Raw genomic sequence first — 19,406 nt, forward strand, 5'->3', positions numbered from 1 at the left:
GACGTTGTCGCTCATTCACGAATTTAAGTTAATGCTTGGAGCCAAACGGTTTCAAACGCACTCTATTCCTAAACGTGCTTTTCAAGCTAACTTTCTGCGCTTCCCTGTGCTAATGCTCAAAAGTTGACCGAGCTTGAACGCACTCTATTCAGCTTCTGTTGTCTCTGAAGCCAATAGGATACTTAATGAATTAATCAATTCATCCTTCTTCACTTCTAGGGTTTCACCCGTCTTACGTAATTTAACTTCGACGATTTCTTCTGCTGCTTTTTTACCAACTGTGATGCGGATTGGTAAGCCGATTAAGTCACTGTCGGCAAACTTAACGCCAGCCCGTTCTTTACGATCATCAACTAAGACTGAGTAACCTGCTTCTTCAAGTAAGTTTTCAATTTGTTCAGCTAACAAGACTTGGTCAGCATCTTTGACATTGACCGGTACGACATGCAAGTCATAAGGGGCAATCACGCTTGGCCAAACTAAGCCGTTTTCGTCAGCTTGTTGTTCCGTAATCGCTGATAAGAGGCGACTTACACCGATTCCGTAAGAACCCATGATAATTGGTTTCGCACGACCATTTTCATCTAAGAAAGTGGCACCGAATTGTTCAGTGTAACGTGTGCCTAGTTTGAAGATATGCCCAATTTCAATCCCCTTTGTAAAGTGCAAGTTCCCTTGACCATCAGGTGATGTTTCGCCTTCTTGAACGAAACGTAGGTCTGAATAATCAGCTACGGTAAAGTCGCGCTTGCTGTTGACATTCGTGAAATGGTGATCGGCTTCATTCGCCCCAACCACGGCATTCACCATGGCTTCGACACTGTAATCAGCAACGATTTGTAAGTCTTCTGGCGCGTTAACTGGTCCGATTGAACCCATTGGTGCGTTCATTGTTGCTAAGACTTGTTCTGGGGTTGCCATTTCTAAGAAATCAGCATCTAAGAAGTTCTTCAACTTCACATCATTAACTTCAAAATCGCCACGCACTAAGACCAAGACCGGTTGGTCGTCAGCGATAAAGAGAACACTCTTGATGATTTGTTGTGCTGGGACGTCTAATTTAGCAGCCACTTCTTCAATTGTGTGGGCATCGCCAGTCGCTACTTTTTCAAGCTCTAATTGCACATCACTTGAGTTTTGCTTAGGACGGATACTCGTTGCCATTTCAAGGTTGGCAGCATAATCACTTTGGTCTGAATAAACAATCGTATCTTCCCCAATTTCAGCAATCGCAGAAAATTCCATTGAATCCTTACCACCCATGGCACCGGCATCCCCAACGATTGCGCGGAAGTCTAACCCACAGCGTTCAAAAATGTTGGTGTATGCTTGGTACATTTGGCGGAAAGTCGTATCCAAATCAGTTTCATTGGCTGAAAATGAATAAGCATCTTGCATGATGAATTCACGGCCGCGTAATAAACCATAACGTGGACGATCTTCGTCACGATACTTCGTTTGGATTTGATATAACGTTAATGGTAATTTTTTGTATGATTTGATTTCATTGCGCACCAAGTCAGCGAAAGTTTCTTCGTGTGTTGGGCCTAAGATGAAGTCGCGGCCATGACGGTCCTTGAACTTGAATAAGTTATCGCCATATGTTTCGTAACGACCTGATTCTTCCCACAATTCAGCAGGTAAAATCCCTGGCATTTGCATTTGAACGGCGTCAATCTTGCTCATTTCATCTTTGATGATGGCTTGGATATTTTCCAAGACGCGGAATGCTAAAGGTAAGTAACTGTAAACACCAGCAGATACTTGATGAATATAGCCGGCCCGTAACATCATCCGATGGCTCTTAGCCTCGGCCGAGTTAGGCACTTCCTTTAAAGTTGGGATAAATAATTTTGACTGTTTCATAATCTGTTATACCTCCAAAAATAATCTAAAAGAAAAAGCGTTGAATATCGTTCCATGTGACCAAGACCATTAAGACGACCATCATGCCGACCCCGACAAGGGTGACAATGCCTTCTTTTTCCGGTGAGATGGGTTTACCGCGAATCGCTTCAATCACGTTGATCACGAGCTTACCACCATCGAGGGCCGGAATTGGAATCAGGTTCATAATCCCCAAGTTGACGGATAAGAACGCTAAGAAGTAGACGAGCATTGTAAAGCCTTGACTCGCGAATTGCGTCGTCATTGAATACATGCCGACTGGTCCGGCTAGTTTATTGAGTGAAAAACCACCCGTTAAGAATGACCCGAGAATTTTAAAAATCTGGGTCGCATTCGCCCATGATTGGGTGAAGCCATATTTCAACTTAGCCCCCACGCTATGGTTGAGTCCAGCTGTCACACCAATTTGGCCGACTTTCCCCTTTTGTCCCTCGACTTTCACCGCTTTAGGTATGATTTCGAGTGACTTAGTTTGCTTTGTCCGTTTAACCTGGACATTCACTGGTTTATTCGGATATTTTGCAATCACCGAGCTGAAATCAGTAAACGTCGTGACTTTTTTGCCAGCAACTTTCACTAACCAGTCATCCGTTTTAAGCCCGGCTTTTTGTGCTGGCGAGTTTGGCATCACTGTGCCAACAATCGCTTTGTTTTGTGGGACGCCACCGTTTAAAAAAGCAAAGAGCGCAAACGCCACAATCGCAAGGATAAAGTTGTTGAACGGTCCTGCGAAGTTGGTCAACATCCGATTGATTAAACTAGCCGACTGGAATTGAACATCCACGGGTGCGATTTGCACTTCCGTTCCGTCTGATTCAACAATCGTTGCATCGTGACTGACCGAATAACGCTTTAATTCGGATTCGTCACCACTTTCATAGCCTTCAATCCATAATTCTTTTTGCAAGTCAGTTTTTGCAATTTGAAATGGGACACCGTTTAACGTGGTTACTTTGTCACTTGTATTAATTTTTTGAACAGTTTCTTGTTCGTCTAACAGCAAGGTTGCTTGCGTGCCGGCTTCGATTTCAGATTCATCATCCGCCATCCCCGCCATGCGGACATAGCCGCCAAGTGGTAACCAACGAATCGTATAAGTCGTGCCATTTTTGCGCGTTGCAAATAATTTGGGTCCCATGCCAATTGAAAATTCACGCACCAAAATACCAGAACGTTTCGCCATGTAAAAGTGGCCAAATTCATGCACCACTACTAAAATGCCAAATATGATAATAAACGCAATAATCGCCGCCAATAGAGTACGACTCCCTTCTAAATGCGTATTTCAATACTCTCATTTGATATGAACTGTTATATTATATCACGAATTCCTTAGAAACAAGAAAAGCGTTTAGCGCAAACCAAAAAGTTGCGCTAAACGCTAGATAATATTGACTTTTAAAAACGTGCTTTTTGGTTGCAACAACTTCCGCCTAATCTAAAATTTCAAATAATCCTAAAACCGGGATTATTCGAATTTTTGTATTAATGCTCAGTTGCTAACCGCCACAAACGCACTCTAAATCATGCCAAACAAGTGTAGTAGCGGTAAGACAAACAACATGCTGTCAAAGCGATCTAAGATGCCGCCGTGACCTGGTAAGATTTTACCTGAGTCTTTAACGCCATAATAGCGTTTGTAAGCTGATTCGACTAAATCGCCTAATTGACCGGCAATTGAGAAGATCAACGTTAAACCTAACATGACAGGCATTGAATAAGCTTGTGGGAAGAAGTTTAAATAAATAGCTGCGACCACTAATGCTGATAATGTCCCGCCAATTGAACCTTCCCAAGTTTTATTGGGGCTGATAGCTGGCCACATTTTATTCTTACCAAACATCCGTCCGAATGTGTAGGCACCGATATCTGTCATCCAGATGACCAATAAGATATACATCACAGTGTCAAAACCACCAATATTTCGCGTTGCGGCTAAATAATGGAAGCCTAAGCCGATATAGAGACTGGCTAAGGTTGTGACACCCATATCATCGAAGTTAACCCGGTTTTTCGTGAAGACTGTGATGGCTAATAAAATGGCAACGAAGAAGTAGAATAAATCAAATTGTGACACACCTGCTGGTAACCAGTTAAAGGCGCCTTTGGGTGAGGCTAAACTTAACACCGCTAGTCCGGCGATGGTTGCATCAGGTGAGACAATAATTCGTTTACGCATGATGAAAACTTCTGATAAGGCAACGAGTGCTAAAACGGCTGCCGCGATATCAATGTAAATACCACCAAAGAAAATGATGGGGATAAAGATGATTAAAGCAATTGTTGCTGTAATGACACGTTGTTTCATAATTGTATTCCCTCCTATTTAAGACCGCCAAAACGACGATTACGTTTTTGGTAAGCGCCGATTGAGCGTTCAAACACTGCTGGGGTAAAGTCTGGCCAGAATTCATCTACGAAAACAAGTTCGCTGTAAGCAATTTGCCAGAGTAAGAAGTTCGAAATTCGCTCTTCGCCACTCGTCCGAATCAATAATTCTGGGTCAGCATATTCCCCTAAAAAGCCAGTCATCAAGTAATCACTAATCAACGCATCGTCGATTGCATCGACCTCAATTGTACCATTTACCGCATCTTTAGCAATCTGCTTAACCGCTTGTTGGATTTCGTCACGCGACCCATAATTGAGTGCAAAGTTCAAAATCATCCCTGTGTTATCAGCCGTATCGGCCATCGCATTGTTAGCCGCTTTTTGCGTCTTTTCTGGTAAATCCTGAATATTACCCATGACTTTCACGCGGACGTTTTCAGCAATCAATTCCGGCATGAACGTATCAAAAAAGTCGACCGGTAACTGCATCAAGAAGTTCACTTCGTCATTTGGACGCTTCCAGTTTTCAGTTGAAAAAGCGTACAACGTTAAGACTTTAACACCCATTCGACTGGCCGTTTTGGTAATCGTCTTAACGTTTTCCATTCCTGCTTTATGCCCAGCGATTCTTGGCATTAAGCGTTTCTTCGCCCACCGACCGTTACCATCCATGATGATGGCAACGTGGTTGGGGATATTGGTGGGATCTAGTTGTTGTGCGTCTGTTTTTTTATTTGTAAACACCACATACTCCTCCAGTTTCAATAACTCTCATATGATTGTACCAAAAATCACAGGAAGTGACTATTTAAAATCAACCGATTGTCACCGGCATTGTACAAACTGAACCGCCCATTCTGCACTTTTTGAGTTCTTCCCAGATGATTTTTATCCACGATTAAGCCTTTAATACCAACGATTCCCGCCACAACGTACTGTTGCCACTATCACATTGAAATTTATTGTTAAATATTAGTAGATTCCTATAGTTATTGGCATGTAACAGGTTAAATATGATAAACTAATACATACCTTAAACAGAAAAAGGGAGTTTATTATGCGAAAAACCTTCGAACTCTTTCGACTTGATTGGCGTCGAATCTTAAAAAGCCCGATTGCTCTTCTATTAATTATTGCCCTCATTATCATTCCATCGCTCTACGCGTGGTTTAATATCTGGGCGTTATGGGACCCTTATAGTAAAACGCAAGACTTAAAAGTCGCTGTTTACTCAGCCGATCAAAGTGTTGTCATTGCTGACAAAAAAGTCGAGATTGGCGCCGAACTAATTAGCCAATTAAAGAAAAACGACAAATTAGGCTGGCAATTTACTTCGAGCAAAAAAGAATTAGATGACGGCGTAAAAACGGGGAAATACTACGCCGGGATTTACGTGCCCAAAAACTTCTCAAAGGATCTCGTTAGTTTCGTCGATGGCAAGATTCAAAAGCCAAAGATAGTCTACTCATCTAATGATAAGATTAACGCGATTGCGCCTAAAATTACCAGTGCGGGTGCAACTACGCTTCAGTCCACCATTTCAGAAGAATTCGTCTCAACCGTTGGTAAAACATTGATGAGTACCCTAAACAAGGCCGGGATTGATCTCAATACAAATCTCCCCGTCATTAATCGTTTCTCGAGCCTCATTCTCAAAACAGACCAACAAATTCCAGAAATTAACCAATACGCAGAACAAGTGCTTAATCTACAAAAGAAACTACCGGAAATGGCATTAAAGCTTGCCCAAGCCAACGAGTTCGCGGCCTTTTTACCACAAGCAAATGCCATGGCGCAAAAAGTAGTCGGCATCAATCAATACTTACCACAAGTTGAAGCAGCCGGTCAGCTCGCAACGAAAGTTCAGGCTAAGATTCCAGAAATCCAAAGTGCTGGCAAACAAGTTGCCACACTCGATTCTGATTTCGATGGCATCGCCAATACTTTAACGAACGGCATTAACGAAGCTCAAACTGGTTTAGATGTGTTAAACAAAACACAAAAAGTCTTACCGGACTTAATGACTTTTAGCCAAACGGCCCAAGGTGTCGCGGGTCAATTACAATCAGACTTAATCCCTAAACTCCAAGCTGCTTTACCGGTTATTCAAAAAACAGTGGATCAAGGGTTAGCCATTACTAATCAATTGGCAACTAACATTTCAACTGATTTAACGGCCGTCAATAGTTTGCTGAGTCAACTCAAAGAGGATCCCAATAATGCTGAACTCAAGCAAGCGCTCAAAGAAGCGCTCCAGAACTTATCTGATCACACCGCTACCTTGCAAACCCATACGACTCAACTTGCGACAACCCTCCAAAACTTGCAAGACAGCTACAATCAGTCAGCAGTGGCGAATGGTCAACCGGAATCACATGCACTTGATACACCGATTAAACATTTAAATACGTTGGCGACCCAACTCGGCGTTTTTAAAGGCCAAGTTGATGACCTTCTCGCCCATTATGATGATTTATCAATTGACGATTTGCAAACCAAGATTAATGGTTTGATTCAATACGCCGACCAATTCGAAGACAGCGTCGCTAAGATTCAAGCGGCCCATATCGGTGACAGCGTCAAAAATATGCTCGACCGCTTTTCAACATTAATTGCTAGCGGTAACGCCGTCTTAACACAGCTTAACGGCGAAGTTTTACCGAAACTCCCCGCACTCTTATTCAACACACAAAAGACGCTCCAACAAGCCATCGACTATCTGCAAAAATATGCTCAGCAGTTACCAGCGTTGAAACAAGAAATTCATGACGCGAATACATTATTAAATGGCAATCTGGGCACGATTATCTCTGGATTAAACACCGCTTCTGACGTTTACCAGAATGATTACCCACTACTCAAAAATAAACTGCAACTGGCAACCAGTTTCATCAACAATGACTTACCAGGCATCGAAAACGACTTAACAACGACGCTCAACATGGCCAACGAGAAATTCCCACTCGTTAAAACCGCCTTAAATGATGCGACCGACCTCATCAACAATGATTGGCCATTCTTACGTAGCGGGATCCAAAAAGGCGCTGAGGCGATTCGCAAACAACAAAAGACGGTCGATCTCAAAGATCTGATTAAATTGCTTCGCCGCGATGCAACTAAGGAAAGTAATTTCTTAGCCAAACCGGTTGAACTGAAAGAAAAACACGTCTACCCGATTAAGACCTATGGCTCAGCAAGTGCGCCGTTCTACACAGCCCTTTGTCTCTGGGTTGGTGCACTTCTTTTGAGTAACATCGTCTTAACCAACTTCGCGTTAGACGACAAACAAAAGAAACGGTACACTAAGAAACAGCAATTTATTGCTCGCTGGCTAACCTACATCGTCATTGGTGTCGCCCAAGCCGTGATTGTGACGCTTGGTAATATTTTCTTATTGAAGGCCTACATCGTTGATAAACTACCGCTAATCTTATTAGCCGTCTTCCTGAGCATGGTCTTCATGACAATTGTTTACGTTCTCGCCGCGATGTTCGGGAACGTTGGTAAAGGAATTGCGATGATTGTCTTGGTGCTTTCCATCTCTGGCGGTGGCGGGAACTTCCCAGTTGTCCTCTCCGATCAATTCTTCCAGTTTATTAACCCCATTTTACCGTTCAAATACGGGGTCAACCTCTTACGCGAACCAACTGGTGGGATTTACGCACCGAACCTCTGGCATAACTTTATCATCCTAGCGCTCTTTGCGGTTGTTTTCTTCCTAATTGGCCTCTTCCTGAAAGATCGAATCAATCCATTCTTTGAAAAACTCCACAAAGAAGCGACGAAGAGTAAAATTATTCATTAACGCAAAAAAAGCCCCGCCACTGTTGTGGCGGGGCTTTTTGCATCCATTAGGGATTAACCTTCTGTGATTTCTTTTTCTTTGTTCTTGGCGATTTCGTCAATCTTCTTCGTTGCTTCATTCGTCAATTTTTGAACTTGTTCTTCTAAATCATGCATTTCATCTTCACTAATCTCGCTTGCTTTTTCAGCTTTTTTCAAGCTGTCCATTGCATCACGACGTGCATTTCTGATGGCAACTTTGCCGATTTCAGCTTCTTTACCAACTTCTTTAGCAATTTCCTTCCGACGTTCACCAGTTAATTGTGGAATTACTAAACGGATTACTGAGCCATCGTTGGCTGGTGAAATCCCTAAATCAGCTGTATAAAGAGCTTTTTCGATATCTTCAAGCGCACCCTTGTCATAAGGGGTAATCAACAAGACCCGTGCTTCTGGGACTGTAATTGCGGCGATTTGGTTAAGTGGTGTCATTGCACCGTAATACTCAACATTCACGCGGTTAACCAAGCTTGCATTCGCGCGACCAGCACGAATTTGGCCTAATGTTCTTTGTAATGAAGCTTCTGCTTTTTCCATGCTTGCTTTTGCTTCATCTAAAATTGGATTTGCCATATTATTCTCCTCCTTCGATCGTTGTCCCGATGTTGGCACCTTCAACAACTTTTTTGATATTGTTTGGTTCGTTTAAGTTGAAGACTACCAATGGGATATCATTGTCCATTGATAAAGTACTTGCAGTTGAATCCATCACTTGCAAGCCTTTGTTGATAATATCTAAATGTGTTAATGTGTCGAATTTAACGGCACTTGAATCAGTGTTAGGATCAGCAGAGTAAACACCATCAACGTTGTTCTTAGCCATCAAGATCACATCTGCATCAATTTCAGCAGCTCGTAATGCAGCCGTTGTATCTGTTGAGAAGTAAGGGTTCCCTGTCCCACCAGCAAAAATCACAACGCGGCCTTTTTCTAAATGACGAACAGCCTTCCGACGGATATAAGGTTCTGCGATTTGACGCATTTCAATTGATGTTTGCACACGCGTTGGGACACCAATGCTCTCTAAGTTATCTTGTAAAGCTAAAGCATTCATGACCGTTGCCATCATGCCCATATAATCGGCTTGCGCACGTTCCATGCCCATTTGTTCACCAGTCACACCACGCCAGATGTTCCCACCGCCACAGACAATGGCAATTTGAACCCCTAAATCGTGAACTGATTTGATTTCGTTTACGACTACTTTAACAATTTCAGGGTTAATTCCGAAACCTTGGTCGCCAGCAAGTGCTTCACCACTCACTTTTAAGACGATGCGTTTGTATTTTGTATTTGACATGATTGATATCCCTCCGTTGATTACTAGGCTCATTTTACCATATTTAATAAGTTATTTGGGTATGCGATTCTGAATTATCGTAAAACTGCAAAAAAAAGGAGCGCAAATTGCGTTCCCTTTTTGAAGCAAAATAAGCTTATTTGATTTGGCCCATGACTTCATCAACAAAGTTATTTTCTTTTTTCTCGATCCCTTCACCAACTGTGAAACGAACGAAACCTTTAACGCTACCGTTCTTAGATGCAACAAATTGTGCAACAGTTTGATCTGAGTCTTTGATGAAAGCTTGGTCGTTCAAGCTGATTTCTGACAAGAACTTGTTAACACGGCCTTCAACGATCTTAGGAATGATGTTTTCTGGTTTGCCTTCGTTCTTTGTTTCTTCAGTTAATACTTCACGTTCGTGATCCAATGTTTCAGCAGGAACATCTTCGCGAGAAACGTATTGAGGGTTAACAGCTGAAACGTGCATTGCAACGTCATGAGCTGCTTCATCGTCAGCACCTTCTAAAGTAACTAATGAAGCGATTTGGCCACCATTGTGTAGGTATGCGCCAAAGTGGTCGCCATCATTTTTTTCAACTAATTCAAAACGACGGAAGCTGATCTTTTCGCCGATAACAGCAGTTAAGTTGATTACTGAGCTAGCAATTGTGCCTTCGCCCATTGGTAATGCTTCTGCAGCAGCCATGTCAGCTGGTTTGTTTTTAGCGATTGTTTCAGCAATATCTTTCAATAAAGCTTTGAATTGATCGTTTGAAGCAACGAAGTCAGTTTCTGAGTTCACTTCAACGATTGCAGCAGTGTTACCATCGATGGCGATGCCTGCTAAACCTTCAGCAGCAATGCGGTCGCTCTTCTTAGCAGCCTTTGCCATCCCTTTTTCACGTAAAGCATCGATTGCTTGAGCAACGTCGCCGTTACTTTCTACAAGGGCTTTTTTAGCGTCCATGATCCCAACGCCAGTTTTCTTACGTAATTCCATTACTTGAGCAGCTTTAATTTCAGCCATAATTCATACCTCCGACAATTTATATTCAATATAATTGGTTTAAAAAAAGCTGTCCCACAAGTCAGGCAGTATTTGCGAAACCTCTAAGACAGCTTATTTGAATCTACTATTTAGCGTCAGTGTTAGTATCGTTGTCGCCTTCAACTGCTTCAACGATTTCTTCCATTGAGTCTGCTGATTTGTTTTCTGCAGCAAATGTAGCTTCTTCAACATCATCTTCACCTTGACGGCCTTCGATGATAGCATCAGCCATTTTAGCTGTGATTAAACGAACAGCGCGGATAGCGTCATCGTTTGATGGGATAATAACATCAATATCATCAGGATCTGAGTTAGTATCAACCATAGCAACGACTGGGATATTTAATTTTTGCGCTTCCTTGATAGCAATGCGTTCTTTACGAGGATCAACAACGAACATTACGTCTGGGATGCGAGGCATATCTTCGATACCGCCTAAGAATTTTTCAAGTTTTTCTTGTTGTTTCTTCAACAAGGCAACTTCTTTCTTAGGTAAACGATCGAATGTACCATCTTCGTCCATTGCTTTGATTTCTTTAAGACGTTTGATCCGTTTTTGGATTGTGTCCCAGTTAGTCAAAGTCCCACCTAACCAACGGTGGTTTACAAAGTATTGGCCTGCACGTACTGATTCTTCAGCAATTGCATCTTGTGCTTGTTTCTTAGTACCAACGAATAAGAATACACCTTCGTTAGCAGCTTCTTCTTTAACGAAGTCATAAGCATCGTCAACCATGCGAACTGTCTTTTGCAAGTCGATGATGTAGATACCATTTCTTTCAGTAAAGATAAATTTCTTCATTTTTGGGTTCCAACGACGTGTTTGGTGACCGAAGTGAACACCCGCTTCTAATAATTGTTTCATTGACAATACAGCCATGTCAACAGACCTCCATATGGTTTTTTTCGACCACTGGTTTCACTTTTTTAGAGAACTTGTCGCCAAGCACCTCTCTAGAAATCAACCAGTGTGAATTATTTTTTGGTATTGAAATACCGTTTAAAAGTATACTAAAAATAACAAGGCGCGTCAACAAGAACTTACATGCCGCCCAATTGTTTCTGATAACGGGTTGCATCTTGTGGTTGGTGGCTCACTGAGGTAACGCCACTCACTGTTTCAACCGCTAGATAGCCCGCTTTTAGCGCGACTTGCTGACTCGCCACGTTTTCGTGTGCAGCAATGATACTCAACTGGTCAAGTTCCAATTCACTGGCCGCGTATTGTTCAATGGCGGCTAGTGCGCGATGCATGACACCTCGTCCGCGGAAAGCTTCATCTAACCAATAGCCAACTTCACCCGCACGATTCAAGTCGTCAATATTGTGGACATCAATCGTACCAACTAACTGGTGGTCATCCCAAATCGTTGCCATCCAAAGTTCCTGGTTTGCCATTTGTTGTTGCGCATATTTTAAAAAGCCAAGTTCATCGGCCACTGATTCGATATCGCCCACCCATGGTAACCAAGTATCGAGATTGACGCGATTTTGATCCACTAACTGAAATAACGCCGGCGCATCCGCTTCCGTCACAGGTTGTAAATGAATGTGTTGATCGACAACTAACTTAGGTTGCATATTGGTCTCTCCATTCTAAAATTGAGTTCTTGAAATGCCATGTTCCATTAAATATTGTTCTTTTTTGCGGCGGGGTTGATGTTTGAACGCATACTCTGCTTTAAGCGCCGCCGATTTATCACTAAACGTTTCAAAATATAATAACCGCACTGGTCGGCGCAATTTTGTGTACTTCGCACCTTTGCCAGCATTGTGCGTGGCAACGCGTTTGGTAACGTCAGTCGTGAACCCCCCATAAAAACTATGATCGGCGCAGACTAATACGTAAAAATAATAAGCCTTCTCAGTCATTGTCAGCCATGAATAACTTCGTGCGCATCTCTGGTGTATAGTGGCTGTCTTGGTCATAAATCGTCAGTTCCGGAAGCATTCGTAAGCCCCCTTTTTTACCATCTTTGACCGCTTCAATTAACACCATATTCGCTTCTTTGCCTGCTTTGGGATAAACAAACCGGACGCGTTTGGGTTCCATACGTGCGGCGCGTAGTTCGTCACAGATTTCTAAGAACCGTTCGGGACGGTGGACTAAATACCCTTTACCATTCATCTTTAACAGGCCACTCATGGTTTGAACCACAGTGCGTAAGTCTGTTGCAATCTCATGCCGCGCCAGTGCCAGATGTTGATTGGGATTTTTTTGACTATTGGGTTCAACCTTAAAATATGGTGGATTACAGGTCACAATATCGACGCTGTCCTTATGAATCTTAGTGTTAACGTCTTTCAAATCCATATTGAGCATTTTCACCTGGTCGGTTAAGTCATTTAATTCAATTGACCGTTGTGCCATGTCGGCCAACCGTTCTTGAAGTTCAACACCGATAATTTGACCATTTGTTTTGGGACTCATGAATAATCCAACCGCCCCATTGCCTGCGCACAAATCGACAATCGTCCCGCGTTTTGGTAACTGGGCAAAGTCGGCTAACAACACCGCATCCATCGAATAGGAAAAGACGGATGGGCTTTGAATAATCTGAATATCTAAGCGAAATAATTGGTCAATTCGCTCATCTGCTTTTAACATCGTTCTACCTTCAACCTCATTTGTATTTAGGCATATTATAACAAAGAGTATCATTATTTGGTATAATGAGCAGATACTAGTCACGTTTGAAAGGAATCTAAACTATGTTTTTCTCATTTGCACGTTTTATCGTCCGCATTTTAGCCTGGTTATTGAATGGCAATTTGAAGGTCGAAAATAAAGAAGCCCTGCCTGAAGGGACTTATGTTTTAGTTGGCCCGCACCGAACTTGGTGGGATCCAATCTTCTTCGCACTTGCTGCTAGTCCCCGAAAGTTCACGTTCATGGCCAAAGAAGAACTCTTTAAAAACCCAATTCTACGCTTCATCTTAACCCACGCAAACGCATTTCCTGTGAACCGAACAAATCCTGGCCCATCGGCGATTAAAACACCAGTGAAAGCCCTCCGCTCAAAAGAACTTTCGTTAATCATGTTCCCCACTGGTAGCCGCTATTCAAGCGAACTTAAAGGCGGCGCGGTCGTAATTGCCAAGATGGCGCGGGTCCCACTCGTACCAGCAGTCTACCAAGGGCCATTAAAATTCTCTGATGTTTTAAAACGGAAAAAGATTACGATTCGTTTTGGTGAACCAATCCCAATCGATCCGAAATTAAAACTCAACGAAGAGAACTTAGAAGTTGTCAATCATCAAATGCAAGCCGCATTTGATCAAATTGACCACGAAATTAACCCTGATTTTAAATATGAACTACCTGATAAAAAATAATAACAAAAAACTGCTAGATGATATCATCTAGCAGTTTTTTTAGCGCGTTAAATTCTTAACCGCATTCGTCACCAATAGATAAGCCGTAACTAATGCCACTGCAATCCAGCCAAATTGTGTTGGAATCGCTTGGAAATCAACGGCTTGTCTGAGCGGTGTCAATACCAGAATACCTCCAATTAACAAACTGATTAAACTCCCCAAGTAAACACGCCAATTTGCGCGATCCTTGAACGGTGATGCTGGTGTCCGTAATACATAAACCACTAGCATCTGCGTCAATAAACCAACGACGAACCAACTCGCTTGGAAAGCCCCCTGTTGAGCTGATGTTTGCAGGCCAAATCCAAACCAGAGAATCGCAAACGTTAAGATATCAACCATTGAGCTCAACGGTCCTAGAATAAACGCACTCTTCAGTAAGCCTTTAGTTGCCCACTGTGTTGGTTGGCGCAATTGATCTTCAGCAACCCGATCCCAAGGTAACCAGAGTTGTGCGACATCATACAGTAAATTCTGGACAAGAATTTGCAGTGACAACATTGGTAAAAATGGTAAACAGATGCTGGCAACCAGCACGCTCAAAACATTTCCTAGATTAGAAGCTAACGTAATCCGAATGTACTTATACATATTGATAAAGACTCTCCGTCCTTCAAGTACCCCGTGTTCTAAAACGTTCAAATCTTTTTCCAGTAGGATTACATCGCTAGCATCCTTTGTGAGGTCTGCGGCATTATCAACTGAAATCCCGACATCTGCTTGTTTCAAAGCTGTCGTATCATTAATGCCATCGCCCATGAAACCGACGACTTCCCCTTGTGCTTGTAATAAACGGATTAAACGCGCTTTTTGAAGTGGAGCCAATTTGGCAAATAATGCTTGCTCGGTTAATAGCTCACTGACTTGTGCATCCGTTAACGTCTTTAACATCTCACCAGTGGTCACAGCTAGATTCTGAATGCCCACTTTTTGGGCAACTTGCTGCGTCGTTAAAGCACTGTCACCCGTTAAAATTTTGACCGCCACTTGATGAGCTTGTAGTTGTTGAATTGCCGAGATAGCTGATTGTTTTGGTGGGTCCAAAAAGCCCAAAAAGCCGGCGAAAATCAAACCTTGATTACCAACGCGGTCAATTGATGCCGTCTCTGCTAACTCATCTTGATAAGCAACCGCCAGCATCCGCATCCCTTGTTGTGCCAAACGATCATGCACTGCCACTAGGTTCTGCTTTTGCACTTCAGTCAACGGCTCAATCTGATCCGCTAACCTGACTTGGGAACACGTTGCTAGCACTTCTTCAAAGGCCCCTTTTGGCACTAATTGATTACCTGCATGGTTTTTGAGCCAGACCGTTAGCCGCCGCCGCTCGAAATTAAATGGAATCTCGCCCAATTTTTGATATGGAAAGTCATCATTGGTTTGGTCTTGTTCATAGTAATGAATAATCGCTTCATCCAGAAGGTTCTGCCAGCCGGATTGACCCTTGGCGTTCAAATATGCTAATCGCAAAACTTGCACATCCCGCTCGCCTAAAATATCTGCATAGTACATCAATTTAATATGATCTTCCGTCAACGTCCCCGTTTTATCCGTACATAAAACCGACATCGCCCCGAGATTCTGAATGGCCTTTAACTGCTTTACGATGACCTGTTGTTGACTTAAAACGACACTGCCTTTCGCCAGATTACTATTAACGATCATCGGTAACATCTCCGGTGTCAAACCAACTGCCACTGCAATCGCAAAGAAAAACGACTGTTGCCAATCTCCCTTAGTCACACCATTAATCACAAATACAAAGGGCACCAAAACGAGCATCATGCGAATTAATAACCAACTGATGTGTTTTAACCCTGCATCAAATTGATTCGGTCGCGACTTAGGTTCAGTAGTCACAATTGCGCTAAAGCAAGTCGCTTGACCCGTGGCAATCACTTGCCCATTGACAACGGTGCTGCCCATCAGCAATAAACTCGCCATATCCGCCGCATTCGTTACGTCAGTTGCTTACGCTGTTATGCGTTTGCTCACGGGTTTTGATTCACCCGTCAAAGAAGATTGATTAATTTGTAAATCATGGCTCGCCAGAATTTTTAAATCAGCATTCACCAAATCCCCCGTCTGCAGCTGCACAATATCCCCAGGTACCAGACTTTGTGCGGCAACTTCAGTTGGTTGACCCTCAATTACAACCCGGCTGGTCTTTGCTAACATCGCTTGTAAAGCAATGCTCGCTTGCTCGGACTTGCGCTCTTGCACGAATCTAATGCTACTAGACACAACAATCATGATTAACATAACTATCGCGCCATCAATATCTCGACTGAGCCAGGAGATGATCATTAAGACAGCTAATACGCCGATAAACGGATCTTGCACACTCTGCCAACTAGCTCGCAATAACGAACGCTGTTGCCACTTTTGAATCGTATTTTCCCCATAGGTTTGTAACCGTGCTGTTCGCTGCTGCCGTGATAACCCCTTCTTGTCAGTTTCGAAATGTTCTAAACTCGCTTTTGGCGTTAATTGATTAATCTGATTGAGTGTCATTTTAATTGTCTTAGCCATCGTAATCCCTCCCATTCGCAGCTGATCCGCATAAAAAAGGCATCCTCAAAGAAAGGATGCCTCACAAGAAAAACAAGCCATTCCAATCGTTGAGCTTTAGCACTATATGACGTAGAACTTTGTTCAGCTACATTAGAAAAAGCCTTCAGGGCAGTTTCTGTTGACTCAATTGGCATCTCTCGATGTTTCTGAGTAGCAGCGTTTGTTCATATAGGAGCCTCACCTAACGGATTAGCAATATCAATATATTTATATATCTATCATACCAAATCGGCTTCAAAATACAATTAATCAGACTTATTGAAGATATTCATTTAAAAATTGCGCAACTTTATTACGATAGGTTGTTGGATCTGTAGCCAAGGCTTCACCATGAGCTGCCCCCGGAACCACCCAGAGTTGTTTAGGTGCATGCGCCGCTTTGTAATTTGTATACACCATTTTGGTTGGTACAAATTTATCTTGATCGCCATGGATCATGAAGATTGGCAATTTCGAGTTAGCTAAACTCTTAGCAGTATCGCCATCATTAAAGTTATAGCCGGCGCGAACCCGTGCCATCCAATTCGTTGTGTAAAATAACGGGAATTTCGGCAATCCAAAGAGGTCATTTAGTTGGTAAGCGAGTTCGTCAGCGATGCTATTATAACCACAATCTTCAATCACCGCTTTCACCTGCTTAGGTAATTTTTCACCCGCGGTAAACATGACGGTCGCGCCCCCCATGCTGACCCCGAAAAGGGCAATTTGACTATCCTGTCCGTTGGTAGCGACAATTTTTTGGGCCCACTTGACGTAATCCAAGCGATCCGTCCAACCATAGCCAATGGCATCACCTTCCGATTCACCTGCTGCACGGTCATCCGGTGCGAGAACGTTGTAGCCAAGATCGTGATACATGTGAATATAGCGTGCCATATCCTCTTTTTTACCCATATAGCCGTGCGCAACTAAAATTGTTTTGTTCGTAGGTTTTGTTGCTGGCACATAAATTGCCGCCAATTTTAAATCATCTGTGGCAGATTGTTGATGCCACTTTGATTGTTTAACATTTTTTAACCAACGTTGATTGTCTTGATAGACTTTCGTTGGCTTACCACCATTTAAGAATGATTTTTGCCCCGGTACAAATGCGTATTGATACATATACATAGTGGCACCAAATAGTGCTACCACCACTAAGACAACAACGCTAATTAACGACCATTTCAGCCAGCGTCTTTTCTTCATGTGCTAAATTCCTCCCGATTTACTCCGCAATAATAATAGTCGTGTTTTTTTGAAACTGCTTATTCTTCACTGCCACCATTTTGGAGTTGATACATTTCATAATAACGTCCTTTTTGAGCCACTAAGCTATCATGATTACCCCGTTCGACAATCTGCCCTTGATCTAAAACCAAGATTAATTCAGCATCGCGAATCGTCGATAGACGGTGCGCGATGGCAATACTTGTACGTCCTTGACGTAACCGAGCGAGACCAGTTTGAATCATCGATTCCGTTTCCGTATCGATATTAGCCGTCGCTTCGTCCAAGACCAAGATTTTAGGATTTGTAACCAATGTTCGCGCAAACGAAATTAATTGGCGTTGTCCACTTGAAAATTGGGCGCCACCTTCAATTACACGAGCATGATATTGACCAGGTAATTGTTCGATAAAGTCATCAGCTTGCACGAATTCAGCCGCTGCGCGAATTTGGGCATCTGTAATCTCTTGATTAAATAATCGAATATTTGATGCGACATCACCATAAAACATGAATGCATCTTGTAGAACAAGCCCCATCTTGCGGCGCAGTTCTGCTGTCTGAAAACTCCGAATATCATGTCCGTCGATTAGAATCTGACCTTCATAAAATTCATAGAACCGCATCATGACATTAATAATTGAACTTTTCCCAGAACCGGTATGCCCAACTAAGGCGACAGTTTGTCCAGGTTCAACAACAAATGAGATGTCATGCAAAATTTCATTTTTCCCATCGTATGAAAACGAAACATGCTTGAATTCGACGCGACCCTCAGTAATTTCATTTGCAGCATCGGCATTTTGAGCTGGCGCATATTCTTCTTGATCGAGAATTCTGAAAATTCGGCGACCAGCGACCATTCCATCTTGTAATGATGATAAAGAATCCATCATATTGGTCATCGGATTAAAGAAGTTCCCAACATAGGTTGTGAACGCATAAACCAAACCCGCCGTGACAAAGCTATGCAGGGCTGAGACACCAAACAAGCTCAAGACAACGACCAATGCCAGTGTATAGAGTAAATTCACAATTGGTGCGAGCAACAACGAGTTCGTTCGAATCATCGCTTCGCGCGTTTTTAAATAGTCCGCGTTAACTTGTTCGAATTCGTCGGTCAACCGTTTTTCCTGGCGGAATTGTTGGATAATCGTAATCCCTTCGATTGATTCGTTGAGTTTCGTATTCAACTGACTCAATTTTTCACGCATATGCCGGTAAACCCGCGCACTGTAACTACTGTAATACCAGATAACAATTAACAATATTGGTAGAAACGCTGCCGTTGCAAGGGCAATTTTTGGTGAAATTAACCACATCGCAATGAACGCTGAAATGATTGAAAATGAACCGACTAACATGGATAAGAAAACATTCCAATAATCAATCAAAGTCATCGTATCATTCGTGACTCGTGAGACAATCGAGCCTGCTGGCGTCTGATCGAAATAACGCATCCCGAGTTGATGGAACTTCTGAAATAAATCGCGCCGGACATCTTCCATCGCGCGTTCCGAACCCATTCCAAAAAGGAAAGATTGGAAAAATTGTGTAATGGCTTTGAGAATCACGCCTAAACCGTACAACGCCGCAACCCCCATTAAAACTTGGGTGGTCGCACTCTGATTGGTTAAGTAACGATCCATAAAGACTTGTAGTAATCGTGGTAATAAAATATTGATGGTCGCTAAACCTGCGGCGGCCACAATTGCGCCGATAAATTGGCGTTTATAGCGTTTCGTATAACCAAAGAGGCGTTTCATGATGTGCAATTGCTCTTTCAATGGAACTTTCTTAGACCATTCTGATTGATATTGCTTGGCCATC

15 protein-coding genes, 1 pseudogene and 1 riboswitch are annotated in these 19,406 nt (G+C 42.7%); of the genes and pseudogenes, 2 read left to right on the top strand and 14 right to left on the bottom strand.

Annotation, left to right across the window (positions count from 1 at the left end; translation table 11 throughout):
- Positions 1 to 144 precede the first annotated feature (144 nt).
- From ACF1X7_RS00320 to ACF1X7_RS00335, 4 genes are all read right to left on the bottom strand, one after another.
- Positions 145 to 1,866 (bottom strand): proline--tRNA ligase, encoded by a 1,722-nt coding sequence (locus tag ACF1X7_RS00320; protein WP_411162330.1) that lies wholly within the window; start codon positions 1,864 to 1,866, stop codon positions 145 to 147.
- A gap of 25 nt (positions 1,867 to 1,891) precedes the next feature.
- A complete protein-coding gene (rseP, locus tag ACF1X7_RS00325; protein ID WP_411162331.1) occupies positions 1,892 to 3,163 on the bottom strand; it encodes an RIP metalloprotease RseP in 1,272 nt (423 codons plus the stop codon).
- 264 nt (positions 3,164 to 3,427) lie between these two features.
- Positions 3,428 to 4,216, bottom strand: a complete 789-nt coding sequence (locus ACF1X7_RS00330) for a phosphatidate cytidylyltransferase (RefSeq protein WP_004270081.1) — start codon at positions 4,214 to 4,216, stop codon at positions 3,428 to 3,430.
- 14 nt (positions 4,217 to 4,230) lie between these two features.
- A complete protein-coding gene (locus ACF1X7_RS00335; RefSeq protein WP_085845014.1) occupies positions 4,231 to 4,983 on the bottom strand; it encodes an isoprenyl transferase in 753 nt (250 codons plus the stop codon).
- Positions 4,984 to 5,296: 313 nt separating this feature from the next.
- Here ACF1X7_RS00335 and ACF1X7_RS00340 point away from each other — a divergent pair, with 313 nt between their 5' ends.
- Entirely contained in the window at positions 5,297 to 8,044 is a 2,748-nt protein-coding gene (locus ACF1X7_RS00340) for a YhgE/Pip family protein (protein ID WP_411162332.1), read from the top strand.
- Between the two features lie 53 nt (positions 8,045 to 8,097).
- Here the strand turns inward: ACF1X7_RS00340 and frr are convergent, their stop codons facing one another.
- From frr to ACF1X7_RS00375, 7 genes are all read right to left on the bottom strand, one after another.
- The gene (gene frr, locus ACF1X7_RS00345) at positions 8,098 to 8,655 is read right to left on the bottom strand and encodes a ribosome recycling factor (RefSeq protein ID WP_004265410.1); all 558 of its coding nucleotides are present in this window, start codon (positions 8,653 to 8,655) and stop codon (positions 8,098 to 8,100) included.
- Between the two features lies 1 nt (position 8,656).
- A complete protein-coding gene (pyrH, locus tag ACF1X7_RS00350) occupies positions 8,657 to 9,382 on the bottom strand; it encodes a UMP kinase (protein ID WP_221276471.1) in 726 nt (241 codons plus the stop codon).
- A 136-nt stretch (positions 9,383 to 9,518) separates the two neighbouring features.
- Positions 9,519 to 10,394: a translation elongation factor Ts gene (gene tsf / locus ACF1X7_RS00355; RefSeq protein ID WP_004270050.1), complete on the bottom strand. Its 876-nt coding sequence runs from the start codon at positions 10,392 to 10,394 to the stop codon at positions 9,519 to 9,521.
- Between the two features lie 106 nt (positions 10,395 to 10,500).
- Complete coding sequence (gene rpsB / locus ACF1X7_RS00360) at positions 10,501 to 11,295, bottom strand: 30S ribosomal protein S2 (RefSeq protein ID WP_004265428.1); 795 nt, start codon at positions 11,293 to 11,295, stop codon at positions 10,501 to 10,503.
- 161 nt (positions 11,296 to 11,456) lie between these two features.
- A complete protein-coding gene (locus tag ACF1X7_RS00365) occupies positions 11,457 to 11,996 on the bottom strand; it encodes a GNAT family N-acetyltransferase (protein WP_069468091.1) in 540 nt (179 codons plus the stop codon).
- Positions 11,997 to 12,011: 15 nt separating this feature from the next.
- Entirely contained in the window at positions 12,012 to 12,287 is a 276-nt protein-coding gene (locus ACF1X7_RS00370) for a GIY-YIG nuclease family protein (protein ID WP_004265409.1), read from the bottom strand.
- Positions 12,280 to 13,023, bottom strand: a complete 744-nt coding sequence (locus tag ACF1X7_RS00375; RefSeq protein ID WP_411162333.1) for a tRNA1(Val) (adenine(37)-N6)-methyltransferase — start codon at positions 13,021 to 13,023, stop codon at positions 12,280 to 12,282. Before ACF1X7_RS00375 ends, ACF1X7_RS00370 begins: the two co-directional genes overlap by 8 nt.
- Before the next feature lie 104 nt (positions 13,024 to 13,127).
- On the opposite strand from ACF1X7_RS00375, the gene ACF1X7_RS00380 reads away from it, so the two are divergent.
- Positions 13,128 to 13,751, top strand: a complete 624-nt coding sequence (locus tag ACF1X7_RS00380) for a lysophospholipid acyltransferase family protein (RefSeq protein WP_064777293.1) — start codon at positions 13,128 to 13,130, stop codon at positions 13,749 to 13,751.
- Between the two features lie 39 nt (positions 13,752 to 13,790).
- On the opposite strand, the pseudogene mgtA reads toward ACF1X7_RS00380, so the two are convergent.
- From mgtA to ACF1X7_RS00395, 3 genes and pseudogenes are all read right to left on the bottom strand, one after another.
- Positions 13,791 to 16,340 (bottom strand): annotated as a pseudogene (gene mgtA / locus ACF1X7_RS00385) (magnesium-translocating P-type ATPase).
- A gap of 59 nt (positions 16,341 to 16,399) precedes the next feature.
- Positions 16,400 to 16,563, bottom strand: a riboswitch (M-box (ykoK) riboswitch).
- A gap of 59 nt (positions 16,564 to 16,622) precedes the next feature.
- Entirely contained in the window at positions 16,623 to 17,555 is a 933-nt protein-coding gene (locus ACF1X7_RS00390; protein WP_004270067.1) for an alpha/beta hydrolase, read from the bottom strand.
- Between the two features lie 59 nt (positions 17,556 to 17,614).
- Positions 17,615 to 19,405, bottom strand: coding sequence for an ABC transporter ATP-binding protein (locus tag ACF1X7_RS00395; protein WP_411162334.1), 1,791 nt, complete (start codon positions 19,403 to 19,405; stop codon positions 17,615 to 17,617).
- Position 19,406 lies beyond the last annotated feature (1 nt).

The organism is Latilactobacillus sp. VITA-14 (assembly GCF_046580785.1).
Classification (GTDB): domain Bacteria; phylum Bacillota; class Bacilli; order Lactobacillales; family Lactobacillaceae; genus Latilactobacillus; species Latilactobacillus curvatus.